This window comes from Frateuria sp. GZRR33 (assembly GCF_051900425.1).
GTDB lineage: Bacteria > Pseudomonadota > Gammaproteobacteria > Xanthomonadales > Rhodanobacteraceae > Frateuria_A.
Genome location: NZ_JBHZGK010000001.1, coordinates 399,813 through 426,463 on the forward strand (window position 1 = coordinate 399,813; position 26,651 = coordinate 426,463).

A 26,651-nucleotide genomic window follows, 5' to 3' on the forward strand; every position below is an offset into this window, starting at 1 on the left:
CGGGCTCTCGGCCCATCTTCCCGTGCGACCGCGGTGGCTCAAGCCACTTGCGCCTTCTCTGCCGTCAGCCTTCCAGCGCGGCGTCGAGCGCGATGTCGGCGCGCAGCACCTTGGACACCGGGCAACCCTGCTTGGTCTCCTGCGCGATGCGCTGGAACGTGTCGGCATCGCTGCCCGGCACGCGGGCACGGCAGTTCAGCGCGATGGTGGTGATGGCGAAGCCGTCGCCCTGCTTGTCCAGCGTCACCTGCGCCCTCGTCTCGATCCGCTCCGGCGTCAGCCCGGCGTTGCCCAGGCCCAGCGAGAGCGCCATCGAGAAACAGCCGGCCAGCGCGGCGCCGATCAGTTCCTCCGGGTTGGTGCCGGGACCGTCCTCGAAGCGCGACGCGAAGCCGAACGGTGCCTCGCGCAACACGCCGGTCTGCGTGGAGATGGTGCCCTGGCCGTCCTTCAGGCCGCCGGTCCAGGTGGCGGAAGCGGATTTCTTCATGGCGTTTCCCTCGGGCTCGGATGGACGGGGCAGTGTGGGCGCCGCGCCATGCAGGCCACGCGAACGCACGCCGGCGACCGCTTCACGCGCGTTTTGCCAGCGCCAGCCGTAAGCTTCCGGCTTTCCATCGGCGAGCATCGGCATGAGCTTCGACATCCGGCACGATCCCTCGGCCCAGCGCTTCGAAACCGTGGTGGACGGCCAGCATTGCGAACTGGATTACCGCCTGTCCGGCAAGGTGATGACGATCACCCACACGGGCGTGCCGGTCGCCGTGGAAGGCCGCGGCATCGCCTCGGCGCTGACCCAGGCCGCGATGGAAGCCGCGCGCGCCCAGGGTTGGACCGTCGTGCCCGCCTGCGGCTATGCCGCGGCCTGGTTGCGCCGGCATCCCGAGTTTGCCGATCTGCAGGCCTGATCGGGCGCTCCCGCCGTTGTGCCCGCCGTGCGGCCTCGGCCACACTGGCGCCGGCGCGCGGTCGCAGGAGGCCCGATGAGCGATTCCCACCCCAACGGCAAGCGGCATCGCCGCCACGGGCTCGTCCATGCGTTGCGCGCGCGGCCCTCGCTGCTCCTCGGCGGCGTGGCGCTGCTGGTGGTGGCCGTCGGGGCGTGGGGGCTGGGCATGCATCCGGCGCCGGCGTTCCTGCTCGGCTTCGACGCCGGCGCGCTGTCCTTCATCGGCCTGCAACTGCGCGAGTTCCACCGGGCGACGCCCACCAGCATGCGCGAGAAGGCACGCCGCGAGGACGCCGGGCGCTGGGGCATCCTGTGGAGCGGGGTGGCGATCTCGACCGTGGTGCTGGTGGCGCTGGGCACCGAACTGGAGGCGGGCAAGACCGGCGGGCTGCCCGCCATCGTGGTGGCGGCCGCGAGCATCATGCTCAGCTGGGGCTTCCTCAACACGCTGTTCGCGCTGCATTACGCACACGGCTACTACGGCGGCTACGGCGAGCAGCACAAAGGGCTGGACTTTCCCGGAGGCGGCGAGCCCGATTACTGGGACTTCGCCTATTTCGCCGTGGTGATCGGGATGACCTTCCAGGTGTCCGACGTGCAGGTCACCAGCCGCGAATTGCGCCGGATGGTGCTGGTGCACGGCGTGATCGCCTTCTTCTTCAACGTGTTCATCGTGGCGGTCAGCGTGAACATCGTGGCCGGGCAGGGCGCGTAGGCAGGCAACTGCTGCGAGAAGGGTCGCACTCAGTCGCGGAAGTTGTCGAACTGCAGCGGCAACTCGACCTCGGACTTGCGCAGCTGGGCGATCGCCAGTTGCAGGTCGTCGCGCTTCTTGCCGGTCACGCGCAGCTTGTCGCCGTTGATCTGCGCCTCGACCTTGAGATTGGCCGCCTTCAGCTCGGCCACCAGCTTCTTGGCCACCGGCTGCTCGATGCCCTGCTTGACGGTGATCTTCTGCCGCGCACCGCCCAGGTTCACCTCCGGCTCGGCCACGTCCAGTGCGCGGATGTCGATCTTCCGGCTGGTCAGCCGGCCGCGCAGGATGTCGAGCATCTGCTGCAGCTGGAAATCGCTGGGCGCGCGCTGGGTGATCACGTAGCCGTCCAGCTCGTAGCTGGCGTCGATACCCTTGAAGTCGAAGCGGTTGGCCAGCTCGCGGTTGGCCTGGTCGACCGCGTTGGTGAGTTCGTGCTTGTCCACTTCGGAGACGACGTCGAAGGAAGGCATGGTGGGCACCTGATCGGGTTGGAAAGCGTCAAAGTGTAAGCGCTCGGCGATAATGTGCGGCCAGCGCCCGGTGCGCGCTCCCTGCCATTGAATGAAAACCGACGTCCTCATCATCGGCGCAGGTGCCGCCGGCCTCATGTGCGCGATCACCGCCGGCCAGCGCGGCCGGCGCGTGCTGGTGCTCGACCACGCCAACAAGCCGGGCAAGAAGATCCTGATGTCCGGCGGCGGGCGCTGCAATTTCACCAACCTGGGCGTGACGCCGTCGAACTACCTGTCGGCCAACCCGCACTTTGCGAAGTCCGCGTTGGCTCGGTACACGCCGGCCGACTTCATCGCGCTGGTGGAGAAGCACCGCATCGCCTACCACGAGAAGGAGCTCGGCCAGTTGTTCTGCGACGACTCCTCCAAGCAGATCGTGCGCATGCTGCTGGACGAGTGCGCGGCCGCCGGCGTGCGCGTGGAGACCGGCTGCGCCGTGGAACGCGTGCGCCACGGCGAGGCCGGTTTCAGTGTGGCCACGGCGCGCGGTGAAGTGCATGCCCAGGCGCTGGTGGTGGCCAGCGGTGGGCTGTCGATTCCGAGCATGGGCGCCACCGGCTTCGGCTACGAACTGGCGCGCCAGTTCGGCCACGCCGTGTTGCCCACGCGTGCCGGGCTTGTGCCGCTGACGTTGAGCGGCAAACATCAGGAGCGCTACGCGGAGCTGGCCGGCGTGGCGCTGGCGGCCGAGGCGCGCTGCGGCCGGCAGGCGTTCCGTGCGGGGCTCCTGTTCACCCATCGCGGCGTCAGTGGGCCATCGATCCTGCAGATTTCCTCCTACTGGCACCCGGGCGAGGAGCTGCGGCTGGATCTGCTGCCTGACCGCGACGCCGCGGACTGGCTGCCTGCCCAGCGCGCGGCACGCCCGGCGGCCGAACTGAAGACCGTGCTGGGCGACGTGCTGCCGAAACGGCTCGCCCAGCGCCTGTGCGAGCTCGACTTCGGCAACCGCCCCATGCGCCAGTACCGCGAGGCGGAGCTGGCCGCGATCGGCACCCGCATCAACGACTGGCCGCTGGTCGCCAGCGGTACCGAGGGCTACCGCACCGCGGAGGTGACCCTCGGCGGCGTGGATACCGACGGCCTGTCCTCCAGCACCATGCAATCGAAGCTCGTGCCGGGGCTGTACTTCATCGGCGAGGTGGTCGACGTGACCGGCTGGCTGGGGGGCTACAACTTCCAGTGGGCGTGGGCATCGGGCCATGCCGCCGGCGAGGTGGCGTGAGCGCTGGAACCGCAGGCTGGGCTTGAGCCCACCGTTCCGGGGCGCCAGACGCCCGGTGGGCTGAAGCCGGTCCGGCGCGTCGCGTTTGCATGCCTTCAACACCGCCGGTGTTCCATTAACCGGCCGCTCCACCAGGAGAACTTCCCATGAACATCGGCTTCCTCGGACTCGGCGCCATGGGCAGCGCCATGGCCAGCAACCTGCTCGCCGCAGGCCACGCGTTGACCGTGTGGAACCGTTCCGAAGGCCCCACCGAGCCGCTCGCCTCGCTCGGTGCCAAGGTCGCGCGCACGCCCGGGCGGGCGGTGCAGGGCCAGGTCGTGCACAGCATGCTGGCCAACGACCAGGCGGTGCGCGAGGTGTTCCTCGACGGTGGCGTGCTGGACGAGATGGATCGCGGCACCGTGCACGTCAACCACGCCACCATCTCGGTGGCGCTGGCACGCGAGCTGGCCCAGGCGCACGCGGAGCGCGGGCTGGGCTACGTCGCCGCGCCGGTGTTCGGTCGACCGGACATGGCCGCGGCGGCCAAGCTCAACATCGTGGTGGCGGGCCACCCGCACCTGGTCGAATCGGTGCGACCGCTGCTGGAGGTGCTGGGCAGCCGGCTGTGGCCCGTCGGCGAGGCGCCCGAGCGCGCCAACGTGGTGAAGCTGGCCGGCAACTTCATGCTCGCCTCGGCGATCGAAAGCATGGCCGAGGCCAGCGCGCTGACGCGGGCACATGGCGTCAGCGCGGCCGACTTCCTGGAGATCATGACCAACACCCTGTTCGCCGCGCCGGCCTACCAGGGCTACGGACGGCTGATCGCCGAAGAGCGCTACGCACCGCCGGGCTTCGCGTTGCCGCTGGGGCTGAAGGACGTCAACCTCGCGCTCGCCGCGGGGGAGGCGGCCCGGGTGCCGCTGCCGTTCGCCGGCGTGGTGCGCGATGCGCTGATCGAAGCGCTGGCCGGCGGCGGCGAGGGGCTGGACTGGGCGGCGCTGGCGCAGGTCGCCGCGCGCCGCGCACACCTCGATGGACCGTAGGGTGGGCTTCAGCCCACCGGCTTTCGCTGGTGATCAAGGTCGGTGGGCTGAAGCCCACCCTACGCTCACTTACAAGCTCTTCGGCGCTGCTGCAGCCAGCGGTCGAGCTGGTTGGCGAAGGCCTGCCGGTCGCGCGCATGGAACGCCGCCGGGCCGCCGGTATCCACGCCGGCGCCGCGCAGCTCGTCCATGAAGTTGCGCATCGACAACCGCTGCGCGATGGTCTCGCGCGTGTACAGCTCGCCGCGCGGGTGCAGCGCCAGCGCGCCCTTGTCGATGGCCTGCGCGGCCAGCGGGATGTCCTGCGTCACCACCAGGTCGCCCGCGGCCAGTCGCTGCACGATCTCGTTGTCGGCCACGTCGAACCCGCCGGCCACCTGGATCGCCCGCACCCAGCGCGTGGACGGCGTGCGCAGCATCTGGTTGGCGACCAGCGTCACCATCACCTGCGCACGTTCGGCCGCGCGGAACAGGATCTCCTTGATCGGCCCCGGGCAGGCGTCCGCGTCGACCCAGATCTGCGGCGCGCCGCTCACGCGCCGTTCCAGTGCAGCAGGCCGTCGACGACCGTGCGTGCGCGCCCACCGACCCAGATCGCGTCCGGCTCGATGCGTGCCAGCAGGCGCGCGTCGTGGCCCATCTCGCGCCCCTGGCTGATCGCATAGCCGCGCGCCAGCGCACCGTGCGGCTCGGCCTGGGCGATGTACGCGGCGATCAGGCCGTTGGCGGCGCCCGAAGCCGGGTCCTCGACGATACCCACGCCGGCGGGGAAGGCGCGCACCACCAGTTGGTAGTGACCCGACGCGCTGCGTGCGAATGCGCACAGGCCCATGCTGCCCGTGGCGCGGGCCAGCGCGCCGATGGCGCTGTGGTCGGGCAGCCAGCCACGCAGGCCCGCCTCGTCGGCGACCTCGGCCAGCCACCAGCGGCGCCCGCCGTCGACCAGCGCCGGCGGCAGCATGCCCAGCTCGATGCCGCCAAGCGTGGCTTCCAGCAGAGGGTGCGCATCACGGCCGGTGGCGAGCACCCGCTCGCCGGGCGATTTCAGCAGCAGGTCGCGCGACTCACCCTCGCCTTCGACGCGGATCGGCAACACCCCGGCGCCGCATTCCTGCCAGAGCAGGCCATCGACCGGCTGTGCCAGTCCGCAGGCCAGCACCGCGTGCGCGCTGCCGACACTTGGATGGCCGGCGAAGGGAATCTCGTGCTGCGGCGTGAAAATGCGCACGCGGTAGCTCGCCTGCCGTGTCGACGGCGGCAGCAGAAAGGTGGTTTCCACCAGCGCGGTCCAGCGCGCGAAACGCTGCATCTCGTCATCGCTCCAGTCGCGCGCGTCGGTCACCACCCCCAGGTGGTTGCCGCCGCCGCAGGTGGCAGCAAAGACGTCCAGATGCAGGTAGCGGATCGGTTCCATGCGTGTCCGTGGGGAGCGGGCGGATAAAGGCGCGCATGATACGCCCGGATGCCGCACCCGTGGCCGCGCGAGTCGACAAGGCGCAAGGGTGACGCCAAGATGGACGGTCCGCCCGTTGCTCAGGAAGCCCCAGCGCTCATGATCACCCTGGCCATCATCGCCATCACCTGCGTCGTCTCGTTCCTGGCCTTCAACAGGCCGAAGCTGCTGGACGACCTGATCCTCTGGCCGCCTGCGATCCAGCGCCATCGCGAGTACCACCGCCTGGTGACGTACGGGCTGGTGCACGCGGACTTCGGCCACCTGTTGTTCAACATGATCACGCTGTTCTTCTTCGGGCGGCTGATCGAGCAGTTCTATTCCGCTGAACTGGGCCGGCTGGGTTTCGTGTTGTTCTACATCGCCGCGCTGGTCGTCTCGATCCTCCCCACCTACATCAAGAACCGCCGCAACCCGAACTACCACAGCCTGGGTGCCTCGGGGGCGGTTTCGGCGGTGCTGTTCACTTACGTGCTGCTGGCGCCCTGGTCGAAGATCATCGTGTTCGTGCTGCCGATGCCGGCCGTGCTGTATGCCGTGCTTTACGTCGGCTACTCCATCTACATGGACCGCGCCGGCCGCGACAACATCAACCACAGCGCGCATCTGTGGGGCGCGGCCTTCGGCGTGGTCTTCACCCTGCTGATAGAGCCCAGGGTGTTCACTCACTTCCTTGCGGAGCTTTCCAACCCACGCATGTAGGGAGGTCCATGCCCACGACGCCAGATCGCCAACGACCGTTCTTCGTGGTGCTCAACCGCCGCTCGGGCAGCGGCGATGCCGGTGCCACGGAGGCGGCCATCCGCAGCACGCTCGACGCTGCGGGACGCTCCTATCGGCTGTTCTGCGCGAAACATCCGCGGCACCTCGGCGAGCTGGCGGGGCAGGCGGTCGAGGCGGCGCGGGCCCAGGACGGTGCGGTGGTGGTCGTCGGCGGTGACGGCACCATCAACGCGGTGGTGCAGGTCGTGCTGCCGAGCGGGTTGCCGCTGGGCGTGCTGCCGCAAGGCACCTTCAACTTCTTCGGTCGCTGCCACCGCCTTCCCGAGGGCGACGCCGGCGCGGGCATGCGCGGCCTGCTGGATGCGACGGAAATGCCGGTCCAGGTGGGCACGATCAACGAGCGCGTGTTCCTGGTGAACGCGAGCCTCGGGCTCTACCCCGAGCTGCTCGAGCGGCGCGAGCTGGACAAGCGCCGCTTCGGCCGGCACCGTCTGGTCGCGCTGCTGTCCGGGCTGCGGGCACTGCTGGGCGACTACCCGGACCTGCGCCTGTCGCTCTGCGAGGACGGCCAGTGGCAGGTTCGGCGCAGCACCACGCTGGTCGTGGGCGACAACCGCCTGCAACTGGAGAGCATCGGCATTCCCCAGGCCGGCGAGGTGGACCGCGGCTCGCTGGTCGGCATCGTGCTGCCGCCGCTGGCGCGCTGGCACATGATCTTCACCGCGGTGCGCGGGCTGTTCGGCCATCTGGGTGACGTGGAGAAAGTCGACAGTTTCGCCTTCACCGAGCTCGAGGTGGCCCTGCCGCGACGCCGGCAGATCAAGGTCGCCATCGACGGCGAGATCGTCCGCCTGCCGTTGCCGCTGCGCTTCCGGGTCGCGCCTCAGCCACTGCGGCTTCTGGTACCGCGGGACCGGCGCCCGTGAGCGTGCTGCTGCACATGTCCGACTCGCATTTCGGTACCGAGCGGGCGCCCGTGCTGGAGGCGCTGCGGCAACTGGTGCATGAGCGCCGCCCGGCGCTGGTGGTGCTGTCGGGCGACCTGACCCAGCGCGCGCGACCGGCGCAGTTCGCCGCGGCGCGCGCGTTCGTCGCCAGCCTGCCGGCGCCGTTCCTGGCGATCCCCGGCAACCACGACATCCCGCTGTACGCCCTGGCTGCCCGCCTGCGGGCGCCCTATGCACGCTACTCGGCCGCCTTCGGCCAGGAGCTGGAGCCGGCGTGGTCGTCGCCCGAATGGCTGGTGCTGGGGGTCAACACCACGCGCTGGTGGCGCCACAAGCAGGGCGAAGTGTCGCCGGCGCAGATCGAACGGGTGGCGGGGCGTCTGCGCCAGGCGGCGCCGGGCCAGCTGCGGGTGGTGGTGGTGCACCAGCCGATGGCGGTGATCGAGGCATCCGACCGGAGCAACTTGCTGCGCGGGCACGCGCAGGCGGCCGATGCATGGGCGGCGGCCGGTGCGCAGCTAGTGCTGGGGGGGCACATCCACCTGCCTTACGTCCGCCCCTTGCCGGAGCGTGGCGGCCGCCCCCTGTGGGTGGTGCAGGCCGGCACCGCGGTGTCGCATCGGGTACGCGGTGGCATCCCCAACTCGGTCAACGTGCTCCATCGCGTGGCCGCCGATGCCTGCGCGGCGGAGCGCTGGGACTACGACGCCAAGCGCGGTGTCTTCGCCTGCCACGAGCGGACGGATCTCGCGTTGCGTGCACCGCATGCACCCTGAATCGCGCGGCGCTTCATGCCGCGATCGCGCATGACAGCGGAGGATGCCCGCGCAATACTGGACGTGCAGGTCTTTTCGCCCGGTGCGTGGCGCATGCGGGCAAGGCTGCACTGACCACCGCAGGAGTGAGGACGCATGGCAACGACCCGCACGTCGGCCGCGAAGAAATCCGCGGCAAAGAAGGCAGCCGCCGGCAGCAAGGCGACGAAGAAGACCGCCGCCGCCAGGGCCGGCATCAAGACACCGATCAACCGCACCGCCGCTCGTCCCGCCGCCAAGAAGGCCACCGGCAAATCCGCGGCCGTGAAGAAGGCCGCCGGCAAGTCCACGGCCACGAAGAAGTCGCAGGCCACCAAGACGGCGGCGAAGAAGGCGACACCGAAGAAGGCGGCATCCAGCAAGGCGGCGCCGGGCAAGGCAGCCGCAAGGAAAGCGGCACCGAAGAAGGCCTCCGCCAGCAAGGCGGCGCCAAAGAAAGCCGCGCCGAAGAAGGCCGCCACGGGCAAGACCTCCCCGACCGCGGTCAGGAAGACGGCCACCGGGGCCATGCCGAAGAAGACGGCCGCCCGCAAGGCGGCGTCCGGCGGCATGGCAGCAAAGAAGACCGCGGTCAAACCGGCCGCGAAGAAAGCCGCTCCAGCGGGCAAGCCGAGCCGGTCCGGTGCCGCCAGGCCCGCCGCGCCCAAGGGCACGGCTCCGCGCAAGGCGGCCCCGGCGACCCAGCACATCAGCCCGGAAGAGGCGGTGGCGCACATCCAGGCCCTGCTCGATGCCAAGCAGGATCGCACCCGGCAGGCGTCCGATCGTCCCGCCGACGGGCAGCCGCAGCCGCACGGTGAATCGGCCATCCATACGCCGGAAAGCCCGCAGCTTCCCAGCGATGCGCCCAAGACCACCATCCCGGTCCATACCGGCCAGCGCGGCGCCAAGATCTGACGCCGCACCCCGCCGCGCCCGCGCATCCGCGGGCGCGGCGCTTAAGGGCGCATTCAAACCGCCGCGACTAGCGTGGCCTGCGTGACAGCAGTCACGGAGGTGAGCCCATGAAACGCATGCTTGCAGGACTGGCGCTGGTGCTCGGCACGGCGGCGCTCTCGGGTTGCTATTACGACCCCGGGTACAGTTACGTGCGCGGCAACGGCTATCAGGGCGACGCCTATTACGGCGAAGGTCCGTCGGTGATCTACCAGCCGGACTATTACGGCTATGGCGGCTATTACGGGCCCGGCTACGGCTACGGCTGCTGCTATTCCTCGGGAGTGAGCGTCGGCATCAGCGGCACCTGGTACGAAGGCTCGCATCACTACCGCGGGCGGGACTGGAGCCGCGACCGGCACGACTATCGCGACGAACGGCATGGCCGGCGCGAATGGCATGGGCGCGACGACCGCGGCCATGACCGGGGCGACTGGCGCGGGCGGCGCGGCCACGATCGCGACTGACCGGCGATAGCCGCGCCTCGTGCCGGAAGCGTTCGCTTGGCACAATCGCGGCATGCCTTTTCCGTCTCTTCGCGGGCGCACCGCGCGCCTGGCTACTGTCGCGCTGTGTCTTCTGCTCGGCGGCTGCGGCAGCCTGCGTTATTACGCCCACGTCGCGCATGGGCAGGCGTCGTTGCTCATGCACCGGCGGCCGATCGCCAAGGTGGTGCGCGACCCGGCCACCGCTCCGCAGCTGGCCGGCCGCCTGCGCCTGGCCGCCCAGGCCCGGCGGTTCGCCTCCGCCGTACTGGGGCTTCCCGACAATCGCAGCTACACCAGCTACGTGGACCTGCATCGGCCCTACGTGGCGTGGAACGTGTTCGCCACCCCGCCGTATTCGGTCGAGGCGCTGCCGCAGTGCTTCCCGATCGCCGGCTGCGTGGCCTACCGGGGCTACTTCGAGCAGGCCCGGGCGCAGGCTCGCGCGGCGGAGCTGAAGGCGCAGGGCAATGACGTGTGGATCGGGCCGGTGCCGGCCTATTCGACGCTGGGCTGGTTCGCCGATCCGATCGTCTCGAGCATGCTGCGCTGGGACGACGATGAGTTGGCCGGCACCGTCTTCCACGAGCTCGCGCACCAGCGGCTGTACGTCAAGGGCGACACGGCCTTCAACGAATCGTTTGCCAGCTTCGTCGAGCAGGAGGGCCTGCGCGAGTGGCGCAAGGCGCGTGGCTTGCCGCCGCCCGATCCACGCGACCAGGCGATGGAGCAGGGCTTCACCACGCTGGTGCTGGACCTGCGTGAACGCCTCAAGGCACTGTACGCAAGCACGGACGACCGGGCTTCGCTGGCGCGCGGCAAGCAGGCGGAGATCGAGGCGTTCCGCCGTCGCTATGCGCAGTGGCGCGACAGCCGCGGGTCGGGTGACGCGCGTTACGACGCCTGGGTGGCTGCGCCGATCAACAACGCCAAGTTGCTTCCCTTCGGCCTGTACGACCGCTGGACCAGCGCGTTCGCGGTGCTGTTCGAGCGTGCGGAGCGCGACTGGGGCGCGTTCTATGCCGCGGCAGGTGCGCTGGCGGGCAAGCCCGTGGCCGAGCGGACGCGGGCGCTCGAACGCCTCGCTGCCGCGAAGCCGGCCGGGCCTGCGAGCGAGTAAGGACCGTCGACTTCGACGTCGCCTCGGCCTGCGCTCAACGTGTGCAGCAAGCTGGTCGCCTTGTCGTCCCGCTCGCCCGCGGAGGCAGACGGATGAGCTTCGAGCGGAGCGGAATCGACGCGACACCTGAGCATGCCCGCGCCGCACCTTGGCACCTGTCGCCCACGCCCCAAACTCGGGACCATGGCCGACACCACCGTTCCGCATTTCTTCGAGCAGTTGCCGATGCGCCTCGTGCGCGAATCCGAGCTGGATGCCGCGCTGGCCGAACCGGTCGATGGCCTGGCCATCCTGTTCCTGTGGGGCCGCGACTGCCCCAACTGCGACATCGCCAAGCGCGCCATGCTGCTGGCACGCGAGCGCTTCCAGTGGCCGCGCGTGCGCTGGCTCCACGACAACGTCTACGAGGATCCCGGCATGGCCACCCGCTTCGGCCTGCACGGCATCCCGGCGTTCATCGTGTTTGCCGGCACGCGCAAGCTCGGCCGCATCACCAGCTGGCCGGGTGCGGATGCCTTCGTGCGCGCGATCGACGCGCAACTCGCCGCGCTGGCACCGGCGCGGGGATAATGCGTGTTCCGATCCGGCTCCGCGCCGGGTCCGGCCAGGCCAGCGCATGATCGTCCAGTCCCTGCTCGACACCGACCTGTACAAGTTCTCGATGATGCAGGTGGTGCTGCACCACTATCCGGCTGCGCACGTGGAATACCGCTTCAAGTGCCGCAATCCGGGCATCGACCTGGTGCCCTGCATCGACGAGATCCGCGCCGAGCTCGACGCGCTGTGCCGTCTGCGCTTCACGCCCGAGGAGCTCGACTACCTGCGTGGCTGGCGTTACATCAAGAGCGACTTCGTCGATTTCCTGGGGCTGTTCCAGCTCAACGCCAAGTACGTGGAGATCGCGCCTTCGCCAGCGGCCAACGGCGAGATCGAGATCCGCATCCGCGGCCCGTGGCTGCACACGATCCTGTTCGAGGTCCCGCTGCTGGCGATCGTCAACGAGGTCTATTTCCGCAACACCCGGCCTGGCCTCGACCTCGCCGAAGGCCGCGCACGCCTGAGGGCCAAGATCGAGCTGCTGCGCGCGGACCCCGAGTACGCCGACTGCCGCATCGCCGACTACGGCACGCGCCGGCGTTTCTCGCGCGAATGGCACGAGGAGGTGGTGCGCACCCTGCGCGATGGCCTGGGCGAGCAGCTGGCCGGTACCAGCAACGTCTGGATGGCGTGGAAGCTCGGCCTCACCCCGTTGGGCACGCTGGCGCACGAATACCTGCAGGCACACCAGGCGCTGGGGCCACGGCTGCGCGATTCGCAGCGCGTGGCGCTGGAAACCTGGGCGAAGGAGTACCGCGGCGACCTGGGCATCGCGCTGTCGGACGTCTACGGCCTGGACGCGTTCCTGCGCGACTTCGACATGTATTTCTGCAAGCTCTTCGATGGCACCCGGCACGACTCGGGCGATCCGTTCGACTGGGGTGAGAAGGTGCTGGCGCATTACCGCGCCAACCGCGTCGATCCGCGCACCAAGATCCTGGTGTTCAGCGACGCGCTGAACATGCCGCGGGTGATGCAGCTCTACCGCCATTTCCGCGGGCGCTGCCAGCTCGCCTTCGGCGTCGGCACCAACCTGACCAACGATGTCGGGCCCACGCCGCTGCAGATCGTCATCAAGATGGTCCGCTGCAACGACCAGCCGGTGGCCAAGCTCAGCGATTCGCCCGGCAAGAACATGTGCGACGACGCGGCCTATGTCACCTACCTGCGGCAGGTGTTCGACATTCCGCCGGAGGCTTGAGGCGAGCTACGGCCCGATGTGTCGATCGCGCCGCGCACGCACGCGCACCTGCCGGCGCGGCGCCTCGCGGCATGCCGCGTAGGCCAGCAGCACGAGCGTGGCGAGCGCGACCAGGGCGGAAAGGATCAGGTGCATCATGGCAGCATCGTCCTGGGGGTGCCTGGCGGGAAATGACCATCGCTCATGTGCATATGCCGCGGCCGGCGTAGACTGGCCGACACCTTATGGGAGCCTTTGCATGAGCAGCGTCTACGACTTCTCCGCGCGCGATATCGACGGCCAGGAGCGCTCGCTAGCCGACTGGCGCGGGCGCTGGCTGCTGATCGTCAACGTCGCCTCCAAGTGCGGTTTCACCCCACAATACGCCGGATTGGAGGCGCTGTCCCGCGCATGGCGCGAGCGCGGGTTGACCGTGCTCGGCTTCCCCTGCGACCAGTTCGGTCACCAGGAGCCGGGCAGTGAGGCGGAGATCCGCCAGTTCTGCAGCCTCAATTACGAGGTGAGCTTCCCGCTGTTCGCCAAGGTCGAGGTCAACGGGCCCGGTGCGCATCCGCTTTATCGCTGGCTCAAGCGCGAGGGCAGGGGCGTGCTCGGCAGCGAGGCGATCAAGTGGAACTTCACCAAGTTCCTGGTCGATCCCGAGGGACAGGTCGTCAAGCGCTACGCGCCGACGGATACGCCGGAGAAGATCGAGGCCGATCTGGCGCGACGGATCACAAGCTGACCCCGGCGCTGTAGGAACGCACCTGTGCGCGACCGCCATGTACCCGTTGCGAAGGCCATCGCGTTCGCTCACAGGTGCGCTTCTACAGGCTGCGCTCGTCCATTTCGGCCAGCAGGACGGCGATCGCATCGACCTCCGCGCTGGCCGAGCTGCCCTCCGGGGGCACGTAGTCGTTGAGCAGGATCGCGAACGCCAGGTGCTCGCCGGCCGCGCTGGTGACGTAGCCGGCCAGGCAGTTCACGTACGTCATGCTGCCGGTCTTGGCGTGCACGTTGCCCGCGGCGGGCGTACCGCGCATGCGCGAGGCCAGCGTGCCGTCGACGCCGGCCACCGGCAGCATGTCGCGCACGCGGCCGGCGTCCGGTCCGTTGGCGAGAAAGGCGAGCAGGCGGACCAGCGCGTTCGGTGTGGTGAGGTCACGTCGGGAGAGGCCGGTGCCTTCGCCCACCAGGCTCGCCGAAGGCGGAATACCGATGCGGTCGAGCAACTGGCGCAGCGCGTGGATGCCCCAGTCGGCCGTGCCCAGGAAACCGGACGGCGCGAGCGGATCATCCGTTGCCGCGGCATGGGCGCGCGTACCGGCCAGCTGCAGCAGGTTCTGCAGGTACAGGTTTTGCGAGCGCTTCAGTCCCTCGCGCAGCAGCGTGGCAAGCGGTGGGGATTGCACCTGCGCCAGCACGGTGGTGCCTGCCCGCAGCGCCGTATCCTGCTGCTGCGGCCAGCGCCGCACGCGCACTTCGCCATCGACCGTGATGCCATGTCGCTGCAGCGACTGCAGCAGCAACTGGCCGGCCACCTGTGCCGGATCGGCCATGGCCAGCCGGAAACTGCGCGGCGGTGACTGCGCCGGGATGGACCCAAAGGCGTGCAATAGCTTGCTGCCCGGCGCGCGGTAGAGATGGATGTCGTCCGTGGTGCCGGTGAGCAGGCGGTCGTCCAGCAGCATCGCCGCGGCGGGCGGATCGAACGCCAGTTGCGCCGGTTCGCCCGTGCGCGCCGCGGGCGTCACGGTCAGCCGCAGCTGGTTCTCGTACACGCTCAGTGCCGAGGCCGGCGCGGCGAAACCGGCGAGCAGGTCGGTGGCTTCCCAGCCGTCGCCGATCGCCGGTCCGGCGAAGTAGCTGGCATCGGCCACCAGATCGCCCTGTACGCGGCGCACGCCCCTGGCCGCCAGTTGATCGGCCAGCGCGTCGGCCCAGTCCGCGGTGGACGGGTCGGCACCCAGCGAGGGATCGCCCATGCCGTAGAGCACCAGCGGCCCCTGCACGCGCCCGCGCTTTCCCGGGGCGGAGCCGAGCACGCGGGTGGGGATGCGGTAGCTTGCATCCAGCCCGTTCAGCACCAGCGCCGCGGTGTACAGCTTGGCGGTCGACGCGGGCAGGAACAGCTTGTCGGCATCGTGCGCATACAGCGTGCGACCGCTGTCGAGCGACACCACCGCAATGCCCCAGCGCGCGGCGGCGAAGCGCGATTGGGCAAGGCGTGCGTCGATCGCGGCGCGCGTGGCGGGCAGGTCCATGGCCGCCGCGTGCAGCGGAGCCAGTGCGAGGGCGAGCAGGGAAATCAGGCGGAGAAACTTCATTCCCGCAGTATCGCAATCGCGCGGCCACGGCGCAGGCCGGTGTGACGGGGCCTCGACCCCGACCTGTTAAGCTGGCCCATTCACCGACAACGAGAGTGCCATGCAGATCGCAGACAACACCGTCGCCTCTTTCCACTACACGCTGACCGACGACGAGGGACGCGTCATCGACAGCTCCGAGGGACGCGAGCCGCTGTCCTACCTGCACGGTACCGGCCAGATCGTGCCGGGCCTGGAGAAGGTGATGGCCGGGCGCCAGGCGGGCGACCAGTTCAAGGTCGACGTGTCGCCGGAGGAAGGCTACGGTCCGCGCCATGCCGAGTTGATGCAGGAAGTGCCGCGCGAGGCGTTCCAGGGCGTGGAGGACATCCAGCCGGGCATGCAGTTTCAGGGCCGCGGCCCGCAGGGCGTGATCAATGTGACCGTGGTGCGCGTGGACGACGACAAGGTGCACATCGACGGCAACCACCCGCTGGCCGGGCAGACGCTGCACTTCAACGTCGAGGTGACCGACGTGCGCGAGGCCAGTGCGGAAGAGCTTCAGCACGGCCACGTGCACGGCCCGGGCGGGCACGACCACTAAGTACCGGCACCACCTTTGCTGGAGCCCGCTTCGGGGCGATGTTCTTCGGCGCAGGTGCCGAAGGGCATCGCCCACAAGCGGGCTTCTGCTTTTCCTCAGTACCAGTCCAGCAGCGACACGCCCAGGCCCAGGTAGGTGGCGTTGTGGTTGTAGTCGATCAGGCTTTCGCCGTAGCCCTTGAACAGCTCCATGTAGCCGCGCAGGTTGCCGGCCAGCGGGAAGCTCCAGGTGAACTGCGCGGCGCCATGGCTGCGGCTGCCGCCGCGGAACGAGTGGCGCAGCAACATGCCGAACTCCTGCCCGTTCCATTCGTGCACGATCTGCACTTCGCCGCGGCCCATGTAGTCGCTGATGTCCGGGTTGTTGTCGTCGGTACCGCCTTCGGGGATGCGCCACCACGGGCGCAGCATGATGGTCCAGTTGCCGCGCTCGAGGCCGATGTCGGCAATCACCCGGTTCCAGCTGCGCGAGAGCGGGTTGGAGCGGCCGTTGGACTGGTGGTTGATGCCGATCCCCAGCATGCGCCCGTCCCAGCCCAGCAGGTCGTAATGGGTGTCGAAGACCAGCATCGCCTCGGGTTCGTAGTTGGTCTCGCGGAACGGACGCGACAGGCGGTCGTTGTAGACCTGCCAGCGGGAGGACTGGGTATAGCCCAGCCACAGGTCGCCGGTGTCGCCGAACACGCCCTGCCACAGCTTGGTCTTCAGGCTGAGCTGGAACTTGGCCTCGACGTTGTCCAACCGCTCCGGCGTGGTCACCGTGTTGAGCGGATTGGGACTCTGCGGACGCTCGTTCTGGTTGCTGGTGGCGAATACCGGCAGCAGGTAGACCGGCTTGTAGCCGCGCACGTTGAACGTGCCCAGCTTGGCTTCGGGCGAGAGCTCCCAGCGGCTGTCCAGCAGGGACAGCGGGGCGGACACCTCCGGGTTCTCCTGCGCGGCGACCTGGCCGGGGTTGCGGTCGTGGCCGAACACACTCGGCAGGAGGGTTTCCTCGTCGATGCGCTTCTGCGCCACGGGCAGGTTCACACGGCCGGTGGCGTGGTCGTAGCAGGCCAGCCGCTGCGCGTCGCTTTCGATGGCGGTGCAGGCGCGGATGTCCATCGGGTCGGGGTTCTGCGCGTGCGCCGCGCAAACCCAGAGCCCGCCAAGTGCCGCGAGCACCGCGGTCGTACCGTGCTTGATCAAGGGCGTCGCTTCCTGGGGCAATGGGGCGAAGTCTAGCGAGCGACGGCCCAACCGGCCGTGACGGGCGGACAGGCCGTCATGCGCAGGTGCCACGAGCGGAGCGGCGGCCCGGCCGCTCGGGGCAAAAAAAAAGCCGGCCGCGAGGCCGGCGAGGGGAGTGTCGAGCAAAGTTCAGTGGGACTGCCAGGCCTCGTACTCGCGCTGGGTAACGCGGCCGTCGCCGTTCTTGTCGGCATAGCCGAAGTCGTTGGCCAGCGGCGGGTAGCTGGCGGCTTCCTGCATGGTGATCGACTTCTTGCCGTTGGCCAGCTGGCCGAAGTCGGGCGCCGGCCCGGCGGAGGAGGCCGGCGGCATGGAGGACTTGAACTCCACGTTGGCGTTGCCGCCGGCGTTCATGCCCGCGCCGTTCATGCCGCCACTCATGTTGCCGTTGGCGTCCATGTTGCCGCTGGAATCCATGTTGCCGTGGTCCATGCCATTGTTCATGCCCTGGTTGCCGTTCATGCCGCCCGAGTCATTGCCCATGGGCGGCGGGGCGCTGGATGCCGGCGGCGGCATGCTCTGCATGCTCGAGCTGGTCGGCGGTGCCGGCGGCGTCGCGTTGGGGTCGGGCGGCGGCGGGGGCGTCGGCGGCATGTTCGACTGCGGCGAGCCGGCCGGGGGCGGCGGCATCGGGGTAGTCGGCGGCGGGGGCGCCGGATTGCTCGGGTCCGACGGCGGCGGGGGCGGCGTCGGGGGCGTGGGAACGTCCTGCGCCATCAAAATGCCGGACGCGAGCAGCGAACCGGCGACAAGGGCGGACAGCCATGGCTTGCGGAATTTCATCATCGATACTCCATGCCAGAATGCGGGGGCGCGGGCTTGGAACAATCGATGGGGCCGCCGCGCTTCCGGCACGCTAACAAACGATTTGTAAACGCGGCCTCATCTTGCGCAGTAGGGTTCCGTGAAGTCCCAGACCACGTTGTCTCCCGCTTTATCCAGCCAAACGCTACCGCTGGGCCTGGCCCAGGCCCGTCGCCTGCACCTGGCCGCGCAGGGCCTGCTGCGGCCGCTGGGCCGGCGCCCGCGTCCTGGCGACGTGGTGGCGGCGATCGGGCGGATGCGCCTGCTGCAGATCGATTCCATCCATGTCGTCGCGCGCAGCCCTTATCTGGTGCTGCACGCGCGGCTGGGCCATTACGACGGCAGCTGGCTTGACGAGGCGCTGGCACAGGGACGCATTGCCGAGTGCTGGGCGCACGAGGCCTGTTTCGTGCCTGCGGCGGACCTGCCCCTGCACCGCGCATGGCGCGAGCGCGGCGCGCACTGGGCGCATCGCCACGCGGCGCGCATGCATCGCGACCACCGCGCCGACATGGATGGACTGTTGGAACGGATCCGCACGCAGGGCGCCGTGCGTGCGGCCGACTTTCCGCGCGCCGACCGTGGCGCCAGCGGCTGGTGGGAGTGGAAGCCGGAAAAGCGCTGGCTGGAAGCCTGGTTCGCGCTGGGCGAGCTGATGATTCCGCGGCGCGAGCGCTTCCAGCGCGTGTACGACCTGGCCGATCGCGTGCTGGGCAAACTCGATCCTCCCTTCGTGCCGAGCCCGCTCGACACCCCCGGCCTGCGCCAGCGCTTCATCCTCGACAGCGTGCGTGCGCTGGGCATCACCCAGGCGCGCTGGGTCGCCGATTACTATCGGCTCAAGCCCGCGGTGGACGATGCCGAACTGGCGCCGCTGGTCGCCGCGGGCGAGCTGGAGATGGTTCCGGTGCAGGGCTGGAGCGCGCCCGGCTACGTCCACCGCGAGCATGCGCCGCTGCTTGGCAAGGCGCGCGCGGGGCAGCTGCGGGCGACCCACACGACCCTGCTCTCGCCATTCGATCCGCTGGTCTGGGACCGGGCCCGCGCGCAGGCCATGTTCGATTTCGAGTACGCGATCGAGTGCTACACGCCTGCACCAAAAAGGCGCTACGGCTACTACGTGCTGCCGATCCTGCATCGCGGCAGCCTGGTCGGGCGGCTGGATGCCAAGGCACATCGCGGGGAGGGCGTTTTCGAGATCAAGGCGCTGTTCCTGGAGCCCGGCCAGGGGGCCACCCCGCGACTAGTCGGGGATGTGGCCGATGCGATCGCACGTACCGCGCAATGGCATGGAACGCCGGCGCTTCGGCTGGAGCGCAGTGAGCCGGCAGCCTTCGGGCGCGCCTTGCGCGCCCATTGGAAGAGCGCCGGGTTGACCGGCTAGTCGCCGGCCTGGCTGCCCGGCGTGGCCGGAGCGGACTGGCAGGATTTGCCGTGCAGCGCCTGGCGCAACTGGCTCGCCAGCGAGTTGCACCGCGCGGCCAGGTTGGGGCGGATCTTCGGATCCTGCGAGTCGCGCAGCAGGCTGGTGCGCATGGCCTCGTAGCGGCCCTGGATCTGGTCCGGCTTGTAGATCTGCGCGGCCTGGTGGCAGGCGACGTAGCTGGCCAGGTAGTCGTCGCACGCGGGGACGCCGGTGCTCTGCGGCAATGCCGCCTGTTCCGGCGTGCTCGTCGCGGCGCCCCGCTCTTCGTGGCTGGCGCGGCTCTCGCGGCTTTCGCCGGGTTGTGCGGCAGGAGCCGGCCGGGTTTCGCCGGCGGCCTGTGGCTGGCCGGCAGTCGAGCCCGAACGCGCCGGGTGGTTGGCACATCCGGCCAGCAACAGGCCGGCGCCGAGCAGGGCGATGGTCAGGCGCGGGAGGGCGAGCTTCATAGCGGACATTCCTGTGGCTGCAGTGCGGCTGGCGACCTCGACACTAGACAAACGGCACCGTGAAGGAAATCTGAAATTTTCCCCGCCGAAAAAAGGCTCCGCGCCGTTCAGTTTGGCGGTCGCACACGCGATCGGTACCGGCTATGATGCGCCCACTGTGTTTGCCGGGGTCACCAGAGTCATGTGGCCCGATGCCGCCGACCGGCGCTTCATCGAATCACCCCTAGGGTTTTCCTTGCACACCAGTAAGTCGGCCCCGCATGTCGCGGCGGTCGAGTCTCTTTTGATCCAACCTAGTGGAGTGTTTCATGTCTGATCGTCAGATCGGTACCGTCAAGTGGTTCAACGACGCCAAGGGCTTCGGCTTCATCAGCCGTGACAACGGCCCGGACGTGTTCGTGCACTTCCGTGCCATCAGCGGCACCGGCTTCAAGAGCCTGCAGGAAGGCCAGAAGGTCAGCTTCAAGGTCGTGCAGGGCCAGAAGGGCCTGCAGGCCGACGAGGTCATGCCGGCCTAAGCGGTTTTCCGCAAAGCCACGAGAGAGCCGGGCAGCGATGCCCGGCTTTTTATTTGCCCGGAAAAGGGGTTTTCCGGCGCCACTTGCTTTCAGCAAATTTCCGTTATGCTTGGGGCACTGTGTCTGCTCGGTCCACGTGCGTGCCCCGAAGCGCCGATTCCCCGAATCACGCCTCGCTCCACCCGCTCCCTGCATGCCCAGTAAGCCGTCGGCCAAAGGGGAGGTCGACTTGTCTCAGCATCGTGCAGAACGGAGTGAGTCATGTCGGATCGAGAGATTGGCACCGTCAAGTGGTTCAACGACGCCAAGGGCTTTGGCTTCATCAGCCGGGAGAGTGGCCCCGACGTCTTCGTGCATTTCCGCGCCATCAGCGGAACGGGCTTCAAGAGCCTGAAGGAAGGCCAGAAGGTGAGCTTCAAGGTCGTGCAGGGCCAGAAGGGCCTGCAGGCGGACGAAGTCGCCCCGGCCTGAGGCGGATCGAACGTTTGCCAAAGGCCGGCGCAAGCCGGCCTTTTTTTGTGCGCGCGCCGCCGCTTCGCTAGCCTGTGGTTTTTGGGCGCAAACCCATGGATGCGGACCTCAGTGACCCCGTGCGCATCGAGCGCGTGATCGCCGCCGATGGCGCGGCCAGCGAGCTGCTGCTGGTCGGCCAGCCGGCACAAGGCCGCTGGCTCTACTGGCTGCCCGCGATGGGCGTGCCGGCGAAGCACTACCTGCCGCTGGCGCAGGCGCTGGCGGGGCGTGGCGTGGCGGTGGCGCTGCACGAATGGCGCGGCATCGGTTCCAGCGACCGGCGCGCGGGACGGCGACAGGACTGGGGCTACCGCACCCTGCTGCAGGACGACTTGCCCCGCGGGCTCGCCGCCGCCCGCGCGGCCTGGCCCGGGACGGCCGGCTACCTGGGCGGGCACAGCCTCGGCGGGCAACTGGCGGCAATGTATGCCGGTGCCCACCCCGCTCAAGTCGCCGGACTGGTGCTGGTGGCCAGTGGCGCGCCGTACTGGAGAAACTTCCGCCACGGCTGGCTGATTGGCGCGTCCTACGTGGCGGCACCTGTGCTGGCCCGGCTGTCCGGACATTTCCCGGGGCGGCGCATCGGCTTCGGCGGAAACGAGGCGCGCGGGGTGATCGACGACTGGGCGCGCACGGGCCGCACCGGCCATTACGCGGCCGCGAGCATGGGCGACCTGGAGCCGGGCATGGCGGCCTTTGCCGGCCCGGTGCTGGCCGTGCGTCTGCGCGACGACTGGCTGGGCCCTGCCGCCTCGCTGGAATGGCTGCTGGGCAAGCTGCCGCGCGCGGCCATCACGCGCGAGGTGCTCGGCCCCGACGAACTGCACGGGCCCGCCGACCATTTTGGCTGGATGAAGACGCCCGCCCCGGTGGCCGCGCACATCAACGCGTGGCTGGTTCCAGGCCCGCAACCCCTGTAGGAGCGCACCTGTGCGCGACCGCCCGAAGCATGGCGATCACGGTCGCGCACGGGTGCGCTCCTGCAGAAGACCTCGCGGCTCAGGCCCCGGAGGAGGGCGATGGAACCCGCCTCTTGAAGCGGGCCACGCACGTCGTCATCTGATGGGCTTGTCTCTCCGCAAGGCCATCGCATGGAACTGTTCACCCCCTTCGCGCAGCGCAGCCTGACGTTGCGCAACCGCATCGTCATCGCGCCGATGTGCCAGTACTCGGCCACCGATGGCGTGCCGGACGACTGGCATCTGGTGCATCTGGGCAGCCGCGCGGTGGGCGGTGCGGCGGCGGTGGTCGCCGAGGCCACCGCCATTTCGCCGGAGGGGCGCATCTCGCCCGGCGATACCGGCCTCTGGAACGAGGCGCAGGTGGCTGCCTGGCAACCGGTCACCGCCTTCATCCGCGGCCAGGGCGCCGTCGCCGGCGTGCAGCTCGCGCACGCCGGACGCAAGGCCAGCGCGCAGCGCCCGTGGGAGGGCGGTGGTCCGCTGCCGGTGGGGCATGGCGACTGGGCCACGGTGGCGCCTTCGGCGATCCCCTTCGACCAGGGCTGGCACACGCCGCAGGCACTGGACGAGGCGGGGTTGCGCAAGGTGGTGGACGATTTCCGCGCGGCCGCAACGCGCGCGCTCGCCGCCGGGTTCCAACTGGTCGAGGTGCATGCCGCCCACGGCTACCTGTTGCACCAGTTCCTCTCGCCGCTCAGCAACCATCGCACCGACGCCTATGGCGGCAGTTTCGAGAACCGCACACGGCTGGTGCGCGAGGTACTGGCAGCGGTACGCGAGGTGTGGCCCGAGTCGTTGCCGATGTGGCTGCGCATCTCTGCGACCGACTGGGTTCCCGGCAAGGACGGCGTGCACGGCTGGAGCGAAGAGGAAAGCGTGCGCCTTGCGCGCGAGGTCAAGCCGCTGGGCGTGGACCTGATCGATGTGTCCAGTGGCGGTCTGGTGCCGCGCGTGAAGATCCCGGTCGGCCCCGGCTACCAGGTGCCGTTCGCCGCCCGTATCCGTCGCGAGGCCGACATCGCCACCGGGGCGGTGGGGCTGATTACCGAATCGGCGCAGGCGGCCGGTATCGTCGAGCAGGGCGAGGCCGACCTGGTGCTGATCGCCCGCGAGAGCCTGCGCGACCCCTACTTCCCGCGCCGCGCGGCACAGGAGCTGGGCGCATCGCTCGCTGCGCCGGTACAGTACCAGCGCGCCTGGTAGCGGAGCCCGAGCATGGACCACACGCCACGACTGATCGAAGGCCGCAAGCACGACCTGGGCGACGGCTTCACCGTGCGCCGCCTGTTGCCCGCGCTGCTGGCGCGGCACCTCGGCCCATTCGTGTTCTTCGACCACATGGGCCCCGCCGACTTCGCGCCGGGCAAGGGCATGGACGTGCGGCCGCATCCGCATATCGGCCTGGCCACCATCACCTGGCTGTTCGAGGGCGCGATACGCCACCGCGACAGTCTCGGCAGCCTGGCCGACATCCGTCCGGGCGAGGTCAACTGGATGACCGCGGGCCGCGGCATCGTGCATTCCGAGCGCACCCCGCCTGAGGAGCGAAACAACGGCCAGCGCCTGCACGGCATCCAGCTGTGGGTGGCGCTGCCGCGCGAGGACGCCGAAGTGGCGCCGGAGTTCCACCACCACGACGCGGACGAACTGCCACGCATCCGCCGCGATGGCGCCAACCTGCTGCTGATCGCGGGCACCGCCTACGGCGAGCGTTCGCCGGTGAAGGTGTTCGCGCCGATGTTCCTGATCGAGGCCAACCTGGCCGAGGGCGCCATGCTGGACTGGCCGGGTGAGCACGCCGAGCGGGGCGTGTACGTGGTCGAGGGCGAGGTCGAGTGGGGCGACGTCGTGATCGGCGCCGACCGCATGGCGGTGCAGGGCGGCAGCGCCGCGGCGCCGCTGCGTGCGCGGGCACCGAGCCGGCTGATGCTGTTCGGCGGCGCGCCGCTGGATGGCGAACGGCACCTGTGGTGGAACTTCGTGGCCAGCTCGCGCGAGCGTATCGAGCAGGCGAAGTCGGACTGGGCAGCGGGGCACTTCGGCGTGGTACCGGGCGACGACAAGGAGTTCATTCCTCTGCCGGAGCATTGAAGGAACCGGGTTCGGTTCAACCGGAGGCAACCGTTCGCGCCGAGTGCGGGCGCCACCAGCGAGCGAAGTCGAGCGCCTGTCCGAACGCTGCGCTCTGCCTGGCTTGCCTTCGACGCCGGCGCGGCGCGGTTACCCCGGCGGACGGAGATTCCTGGCGGCCCGGCTTGAACCCGCTGCCGGCTGAGCGCACGCTCCCCGCATCGCTCGCCGGAAACATCGTCACCGCCATGTCCGAGTTCGCCCGCTTCCGCGACTTCTACCCGTTCTACCTCGGTGAACACCGCAACCGTGCCTGCCGCCGGTTGCACTTCGCCGGCAGCACACTGGTGCTGCTGGTGATCGCCGTGGCGATCGCGACCGGCGAGGCACGCTGGCTTTGGCTGGCACCGCTGGCCGGCTACGGCTTTGCCTGGATCGGCCACTTCATGTTCGAGAAGAACCGTCCGGCCACCTTCCGCCACCCGCTCTACAGCCTGGCTGGCGACTGGGTGATGTACTGGGAGATCCTGCGCGGTCGCCAGCGGATGTAACGCCTCGTGCGTGGCGTGGTGGCGCAGGGTGGTTTCAGCTCGTCGCCCGTCGCCTCGATGCCATGGTGGGCTCAAGGCCACCTTCGAAGTCGTCAGGCGCCCAGCGCCTGGTCCTGCTCGCCGAGCCAGTCGCGGTAGTTGCGCAGTTTGCCGAGCTGGAAGCGCGAGACGTCCTCGATCATGGCCAGGTGATACCACTGCTCGCCGCGCACCGTCACCGCCGGATGCAGCAGCGCTTGCGCATCGCCGATGCCCTCGTGGTAGTAGCCGTCGCCCTCGCCGAACCAGGGCAGCCGGTCGCCCTCGCGCAGCGCGGCCAGGAGTTCGGCCGGGGCGCCCAGGTCGCTGGCGATCTCGTAGTGCGCGCGCAGGTCTTCGTCGGTCTGGATCAGCACGAAGCGCCCGCGGCCACGCTCGTCCAGCAGCAGCATGCCGGTCGGGTTGACGTGCAGGTAGCACTCCACCGCCGGGAAATCGCCGACCAGGCCGCGGAACGCCTGCTGGAACGCCTTGTCGCGCAGAAAGCGCACGTTACCCAGCGCCAGTGCCTCGGCCACGAAGCCGCCCACGCGCTCGAAGTAGCGCCGCTGCAACGCGCGGATGCCCAGTTGCAGCTTGTCGATCGCCTGCGGATCGCTCTTGCGGATGAAACGGTCGATCACCCCGGCGTTGAACGCTTCGATCGCGGTGCAGTCGTCGGCAGTGCCGGTCAGCAGGATCTTGCCGATGTGCGGGTTGGCCAGTTCCCGGCAGAACGAGATGCCGTCCATCTCCGGCATGGTCAGGTCGACCACCACCACCGACACCTCGGCGAAACGCTCCGGATCGAACATCACCCGATGGATCGAGTCGATGTCCAGCGCGACCAGTTCTCGCGTTTGCGAGGAGCGGTCCTTCCAGTGGTACATCCAGCCGCCGCCGGGCACCGCGCGGATGCCATGGCTGCCTAGCTCGGCCAGCGCCCGGCGCGGCGAGCTGTAGCTGCGCAGGCGCAGGCTCGGGTCGAGCAGCAGGGGCATGCTGTCGAGGTACTTCTCGTGGTCGTCGACCAGCAGCGTGGTGGTGGGGAAATGGAACGGCAGGATGTCGCCGTGGAAGTCGATGCTCATGCCGAAAGTCCCTGTCCAGATGGCACGTATGGCGGAAACGTCACGAAGAATTCGGTGTATTCGCCCCAGCGCGAGCGGCAGCTGATGCGCCCGCCCATGCGTTCGACGGCACTTTGCGAGAAGGCCAGGCCGATGCCCAGTCCGGCGCCGTCCCGCCCGTCGCTGTGGGAATAGAAGCGGTTGAAGATGCGCGGCAGCACGTCCGGCGGAATGCCCGGCCCGGTGTCGCGCACGCGGATGCAGTGGCCGCCGGTATCGCTGTCCAGGCTCACGTGGATTTCGCCCTTGCCGGCACGGCCGGTGTGGAACAGCGCATTGCGAAGCAGGTTGAAAAGCACGTGGGTGAGCAGCGTCTCCGAGCCCATCAGCACGAAGTCGGTGGGTGCGGTCGACAGCTTCACGCGCTCGCGCTCGGCCTGCGAGGCGTACGGATAGCGCGCCAGCGCCTGGGCCACGCAGGCGCGCGCGTGCAGCGGCTCGAACTGCAGGGTGCCCATCGGCTTGGCCGCCATGAGCAGCATGTCGATCACGGTGTGCGCGTGGTTGACCTCGTGCTCGATCACCGCGATGCCGCGCTGCAGCGCCTGCAGGTGCGGACCGCGCAGCGCGGCCACCGGCAGGCCGGCGCGCTCGGCCACGCGGTGGCTCTCCAGCAGGTTGGGCAGGTACCGGCCGATCGCGCGGCCGGCCATCTGCACCGAACCCAGCGGCGTGCGCAGCTCGTGCGCGATGTTGTTGGAGGCGCCGATCAGCGCCTTGACCTTGGCCTCGTCGGCGAACTTCTGCGAGAGACTGGCCAGCGGTCCCAGGATCAGCGTCAGCGCCAGCACCGGCGCGTACTGCAGCAGCGCGTGCAACGGCCACGCGTCGTGCGGTCCGAGCTGGAACGCCAGCGAGGCCAACGCCGTGCCGAGGCTGTAGATCAGCGCGAAGCTCGCCAGGTCGAACAGCATCATCGTGATGAAGATCGAGAACAGGTGCGCGCCCATCCAGACGATCGTGCCGCCGTTGCGCAGCAGCAGGTAACCGAAGAAGAACGGCAGCACGAACGTGATCACCGCGTACCAGTACAGCGGCAGCCACGGCTTGAACGAGCGTGGCCACCAGCGCTGCAGCGCCAGCGGCAACAGCACTATGCAGCCGGCCACATGCAGCCCCAGGTTGCTGTAGGGCTGCGGCAGCACGCAGGTCCACAGGAACCAGTACAGCGGCATGAACAGGCCGCCGAGCAGGCACATCACCGGCATCATCGGCTGCGAGTAGCGCGCCCGGGTGAACATCGCGTTGTCCACCCGCCGCCGCAACTGCTGCAGCCGGGAACGGCGGCGGTGCGGTGGGTGGCTCATCCCTGGCGTCGACATGGCATCCGGCCGTGGGGGGTTGGGC

Annotated in this window: 33 protein-coding genes; 21 read left to right on the plus strand and 12 right to left on the minus strand. The window is 69.3% G+C overall.

Annotated features, from left to right (window positions below; all coding sequences use genetic code 11):
- Nucleotides 1–64: 64 nt before the first annotated feature.
- On the minus strand, nucleotides 65–490 hold the full coding sequence (locus ACFWZU_RS01810) for an OsmC family protein (RefSeq protein ID WP_439699696.1): 426 nt from the start codon (nucleotides 488–490) through the stop codon (nucleotides 65–67).
- A 142-nt stretch (nucleotides 491–632) separates the two neighbouring features.
- Between ACFWZU_RS01810 and ACFWZU_RS01815 the strand changes: the two genes are divergently transcribed.
- Nucleotides 633–908 carry a GNAT family N-acetyltransferase gene (locus tag ACFWZU_RS01815; RefSeq protein WP_439699697.1) on the plus strand — a complete coding sequence of 92 codons (276 nt, stop codon included), beginning with the start codon at nucleotides 633–635 and terminating at the stop codon, nucleotides 906–908.
- A gap of 75 nt (nucleotides 909–983) precedes the next feature.
- Nucleotides 984–1,664 (plus strand): DUF1345 domain-containing protein, encoded by a 681-nt coding sequence (locus ACFWZU_RS01820; RefSeq protein ID WP_439699698.1) that lies wholly within the window; start codon nucleotides 984–986, stop codon nucleotides 1,662–1,664.
- A 29-nt stretch (nucleotides 1,665–1,693) separates the two neighbouring features.
- Here ACFWZU_RS01820 and ACFWZU_RS01825 read toward each other — a convergent pair whose 3' ends face one another.
- Nucleotides 1,694–2,176: a YajQ family cyclic di-GMP-binding protein gene (locus ACFWZU_RS01825; RefSeq protein ID WP_439699699.1), complete on the minus strand. Its 483-nt coding sequence runs from the start codon at nucleotides 2,174–2,176 to the stop codon at nucleotides 1,694–1,696.
- A 91-nt stretch (nucleotides 2,177–2,267) separates the two neighbouring features.
- On the opposite strand from ACFWZU_RS01825, the gene ACFWZU_RS01830 reads away from it, so the two are divergent.
- Together ACFWZU_RS01830 and ACFWZU_RS01835 are read left to right on the plus strand one after the other, a co-directional pair.
- Complete coding sequence (locus tag ACFWZU_RS01830; RefSeq protein ID WP_439699700.1) at nucleotides 2,268–3,443, plus strand: NAD(P)/FAD-dependent oxidoreductase; 1,176 nt, start codon at nucleotides 2,268–2,270, stop codon at nucleotides 3,441–3,443.
- 146 nt (nucleotides 3,444–3,589) lie between these two features.
- Complete coding sequence (locus ACFWZU_RS01835) at nucleotides 3,590–4,471, plus strand: NAD(P)-dependent oxidoreductase (protein WP_439699701.1); 882 nt, start codon at nucleotides 3,590–3,592, stop codon at nucleotides 4,469–4,471.
- Nucleotides 4,472–4,536: 65 nt separating this feature from the next.
- Here the strand turns inward: ACFWZU_RS01835 and ACFWZU_RS01840 are convergent, their stop codons facing one another.
- Both ACFWZU_RS01840 and ACFWZU_RS01845 read right to left on the minus strand, forming a co-directional pair.
- Complete coding sequence (locus ACFWZU_RS01840; RefSeq protein WP_439699702.1) at nucleotides 4,537–5,007, minus strand: YaiI/YqxD family protein; 471 nt, start codon at nucleotides 5,005–5,007, stop codon at nucleotides 4,537–4,539.
- The gene (locus ACFWZU_RS01845) at nucleotides 5,004–5,885 is read right to left on the minus strand and encodes a PhzF family phenazine biosynthesis protein (RefSeq protein ID WP_439699703.1); all 882 of its coding nucleotides are present in this window, start codon (nucleotides 5,883–5,885) and stop codon (nucleotides 5,004–5,006) included. The genes ACFWZU_RS01840 and ACFWZU_RS01845 overlap by 4 nt, the downstream gene beginning before the upstream one ends.
- Before the next feature lie 138 nt (nucleotides 5,886–6,023).
- On the opposite strand from ACFWZU_RS01845, the gene ACFWZU_RS01850 reads away from it, so the two are divergent.
- From ACFWZU_RS01850 to ACFWZU_RS01860, 3 genes are read left to right on the plus strand one after another with little or no spacing between them, the layout of a single operon-like run.
- Complete coding sequence (locus ACFWZU_RS01850; RefSeq protein WP_439699704.1) at nucleotides 6,024–6,626, plus strand: rhomboid family intramembrane serine protease; 603 nt, start codon at nucleotides 6,024–6,026, stop codon at nucleotides 6,624–6,626.
- An 8-nt stretch (nucleotides 6,627–6,634) separates the two neighbouring features.
- Nucleotides 6,635–7,573 (plus strand): diacylglycerol/lipid kinase family protein, encoded by a 939-nt coding sequence (locus ACFWZU_RS01855; RefSeq protein ID WP_439699705.1) that lies wholly within the window; start codon nucleotides 6,635–6,637, stop codon nucleotides 7,571–7,573.
- Nucleotides 7,570–8,370 (plus strand): metallophosphoesterase family protein, encoded by an 801-nt coding sequence (locus ACFWZU_RS01860; protein WP_439699706.1) that lies wholly within the window; start codon nucleotides 7,570–7,572, stop codon nucleotides 8,368–8,370. Before ACFWZU_RS01855 ends, ACFWZU_RS01860 begins: the two co-directional genes overlap by 4 nt.
- Here ACFWZU_RS01860 and ACFWZU_RS01865 read toward each other — a convergent pair.
- Nucleotides 8,295–8,909, minus strand: a complete 615-nt coding sequence (locus ACFWZU_RS01865; protein WP_439699707.1) for a hypothetical protein — start codon at nucleotides 8,907–8,909, stop codon at nucleotides 8,295–8,297. The genes ACFWZU_RS01860 and ACFWZU_RS01865 overlap by 76 nt on opposite strands.
- Nucleotides 8,910–8,916: 7 nt before the next feature.
- Here ACFWZU_RS01865 and ACFWZU_RS01870 point away from each other — a divergent pair, with 7 nt between their 5' ends.
- From ACFWZU_RS01870 to pncB, 5 genes are all read left to right on the plus strand, one after another.
- Nucleotides 8,917–9,306 carry a hypothetical protein gene (locus ACFWZU_RS01870; RefSeq protein WP_439699708.1) on the plus strand — a complete coding sequence of 130 codons (390 nt, stop codon included), beginning with the start codon at nucleotides 8,917–8,919 and terminating at the stop codon, nucleotides 9,304–9,306.
- Between the two features lie 107 nt (nucleotides 9,307–9,413).
- Nucleotides 9,414–9,812: a hypothetical protein gene (locus tag ACFWZU_RS01875; protein WP_439699709.1), complete on the plus strand. Its 399-nt coding sequence runs from the start codon at nucleotides 9,414–9,416 to the stop codon at nucleotides 9,810–9,812.
- A 52-nt stretch (nucleotides 9,813–9,864) separates the two neighbouring features.
- The gene (locus tag ACFWZU_RS01880; protein ID WP_439699710.1) at nucleotides 9,865–10,950 is read left to right on the plus strand and encodes an aminopeptidase; all 1,086 of its coding nucleotides are present in this window, start codon (nucleotides 9,865–9,867) and stop codon (nucleotides 10,948–10,950) included.
- Nucleotides 10,951–11,133: 183 nt separating this feature from the next.
- Nucleotides 11,134–11,520 (plus strand): hypothetical protein, encoded by a 387-nt coding sequence (locus tag ACFWZU_RS01885; protein ID WP_439699711.1) that lies wholly within the window; start codon nucleotides 11,134–11,136, stop codon nucleotides 11,518–11,520.
- Nucleotides 11,521–11,566: 46 nt separating this feature from the next.
- Entirely contained in the window at nucleotides 11,567–12,748 is a 1,182-nt protein-coding gene (gene pncB, locus ACFWZU_RS01890; protein ID WP_439699712.1) for a nicotinate phosphoribosyltransferase, read from the plus strand.
- Nucleotides 12,749–12,754: 6 nt separating this feature from the next.
- Here the strand turns inward: pncB and ACFWZU_RS01895 are convergent, their stop codons facing one another.
- The gene (locus tag ACFWZU_RS01895) at nucleotides 12,755–12,886 is read right to left on the minus strand and encodes a hypothetical protein (protein WP_439699713.1); all 132 of its coding nucleotides are present in this window, start codon (nucleotides 12,884–12,886) and stop codon (nucleotides 12,755–12,757) included.
- A 100-nt stretch (nucleotides 12,887–12,986) separates the two neighbouring features.
- Between ACFWZU_RS01895 and ACFWZU_RS01900 the strand changes: the two genes are divergently transcribed.
- Nucleotides 12,987–13,472 (plus strand): glutathione peroxidase, encoded by a 486-nt coding sequence (locus ACFWZU_RS01900; protein ID WP_439699714.1) that lies wholly within the window; start codon nucleotides 12,987–12,989, stop codon nucleotides 13,470–13,472.
- An 82-nt stretch (nucleotides 13,473–13,554) separates the two neighbouring features.
- On the opposite strand, the gene dacB is transcribed toward ACFWZU_RS01900, so the two are convergent.
- Nucleotides 13,555–15,054, minus strand: coding sequence for a D-alanyl-D-alanine carboxypeptidase/D-alanyl-D-alanine endopeptidase (dacB, locus tag ACFWZU_RS01905; protein ID WP_439699715.1), 1,500 nt, complete (start codon nucleotides 15,052–15,054; stop codon nucleotides 13,555–13,557).
- 100 nt (nucleotides 15,055–15,154) lie between these two features.
- On the opposite strand from dacB, the gene ACFWZU_RS01910 reads away from it, so the two are divergent.
- Nucleotides 15,155–15,637, plus strand: coding sequence for an FKBP-type peptidyl-prolyl cis-trans isomerase (locus tag ACFWZU_RS01910; RefSeq protein ID WP_439699716.1), 483 nt, complete (start codon nucleotides 15,155–15,157; stop codon nucleotides 15,635–15,637).
- A gap of 95 nt (nucleotides 15,638–15,732) precedes the next feature.
- Here the strand turns inward: ACFWZU_RS01910 and ACFWZU_RS01915 are convergent, their stop codons facing one another.
- Together ACFWZU_RS01915 and ACFWZU_RS01920 are read right to left on the minus strand one after the other, a co-directional pair.
- Nucleotides 15,733–16,821 (minus strand): phospholipase A, encoded by a 1,089-nt coding sequence (locus tag ACFWZU_RS01915; RefSeq protein ID WP_439699813.1) that lies wholly within the window; start codon nucleotides 16,819–16,821, stop codon nucleotides 15,733–15,735.
- A gap of 174 nt (nucleotides 16,822–16,995) precedes the next feature.
- Nucleotides 16,996–17,649, minus strand: a complete 654-nt coding sequence (locus ACFWZU_RS01920; protein ID WP_439699717.1) for a hypothetical protein — start codon at nucleotides 17,647–17,649, stop codon at nucleotides 16,996–16,998.
- Between the two features lie 121 nt (nucleotides 17,650–17,770).
- Between ACFWZU_RS01920 and ACFWZU_RS01925 the strand changes: the two genes are divergently transcribed.
- A complete protein-coding gene (locus ACFWZU_RS01925; RefSeq protein WP_439699718.1) occupies nucleotides 17,771–19,054 on the plus strand; it encodes a winged helix-turn-helix domain-containing protein in 1,284 nt (427 codons plus the stop codon).
- On the opposite strand, the gene ACFWZU_RS01930 is transcribed toward ACFWZU_RS01925, so the two are convergent.
- A complete protein-coding gene (locus tag ACFWZU_RS01930) occupies nucleotides 19,051–19,542 on the minus strand; it encodes a hypothetical protein (RefSeq protein WP_439699719.1) in 492 nt (163 codons plus the stop codon). The two genes, ACFWZU_RS01925 and ACFWZU_RS01930, sit on opposite strands and share 4 nt — an antisense overlap.
- Before the next feature lie 308 nt (nucleotides 19,543–19,850).
- On the opposite strand from ACFWZU_RS01930, the gene ACFWZU_RS01935 reads away from it, so the two are divergent.
- From ACFWZU_RS01935 to ACFWZU_RS01960, 6 genes are all read left to right on the plus strand, one after another.
- Nucleotides 19,851–20,060 carry a cold-shock protein gene (locus ACFWZU_RS01935; RefSeq protein WP_209614482.1) on the plus strand — a complete coding sequence of 70 codons (210 nt, stop codon included), beginning with the start codon at nucleotides 19,851–19,853 and terminating at the stop codon, nucleotides 20,058–20,060.
- A gap of 261 nt (nucleotides 20,061–20,321) precedes the next feature.
- Nucleotides 20,322–20,531: a cold-shock protein gene (locus tag ACFWZU_RS01940; protein WP_091333775.1), complete on the plus strand. Its 210-nt coding sequence runs from the start codon at nucleotides 20,322–20,324 to the stop codon at nucleotides 20,529–20,531.
- A 95-nt stretch (nucleotides 20,532–20,626) separates the two neighbouring features.
- Nucleotides 20,627–21,493: an alpha/beta hydrolase family protein gene (locus tag ACFWZU_RS01945; protein WP_439699720.1), complete on the plus strand. Its 867-nt coding sequence runs from the start codon at nucleotides 20,627–20,629 to the stop codon at nucleotides 21,491–21,493.
- A 171-nt stretch (nucleotides 21,494–21,664) separates the two neighbouring features.
- Nucleotides 21,665–22,738 (plus strand): NADH:flavin oxidoreductase/NADH oxidase, encoded by a 1,074-nt coding sequence (locus tag ACFWZU_RS01950; protein WP_439699721.1) that lies wholly within the window; start codon nucleotides 21,665–21,667, stop codon nucleotides 22,736–22,738.
- Between the two features lie 12 nt (nucleotides 22,739–22,750).
- Entirely contained in the window at nucleotides 22,751–23,626 is an 876-nt protein-coding gene (locus tag ACFWZU_RS01955) for a pirin family protein (protein ID WP_439699722.1), read from the plus strand.
- 227 nt (nucleotides 23,627–23,853) lie between these two features.
- Nucleotides 23,854–24,156 carry an Mpo1-like protein gene (locus tag ACFWZU_RS01960; protein ID WP_439699723.1) on the plus strand — a complete coding sequence of 101 codons (303 nt, stop codon included), beginning with the start codon at nucleotides 23,854–23,856 and terminating at the stop codon, nucleotides 24,154–24,156.
- A gap of 92 nt (nucleotides 24,157–24,248) precedes the next feature.
- On the opposite strand, the gene ACFWZU_RS01965 is transcribed toward ACFWZU_RS01960, so the two are convergent.
- Nucleotides 24,249–25,265 carry a response regulator gene (locus tag ACFWZU_RS01965; protein ID WP_439699724.1) on the minus strand — a complete coding sequence of 339 codons (1,017 nt, stop codon included), beginning with the start codon at nucleotides 25,263–25,265 and terminating at the stop codon, nucleotides 24,249–24,251.
- The gene (locus ACFWZU_RS01970) at nucleotides 25,262–26,611 is read right to left on the minus strand and encodes a sensor histidine kinase (protein WP_439699725.1); all 1,350 of its coding nucleotides are present in this window, start codon (nucleotides 26,609–26,611) and stop codon (nucleotides 25,262–25,264) included. Before ACFWZU_RS01970 ends, ACFWZU_RS01965 begins: the two co-directional genes overlap by 4 nt.
- Nucleotides 26,612–26,651 lie beyond the last annotated feature (40 nt).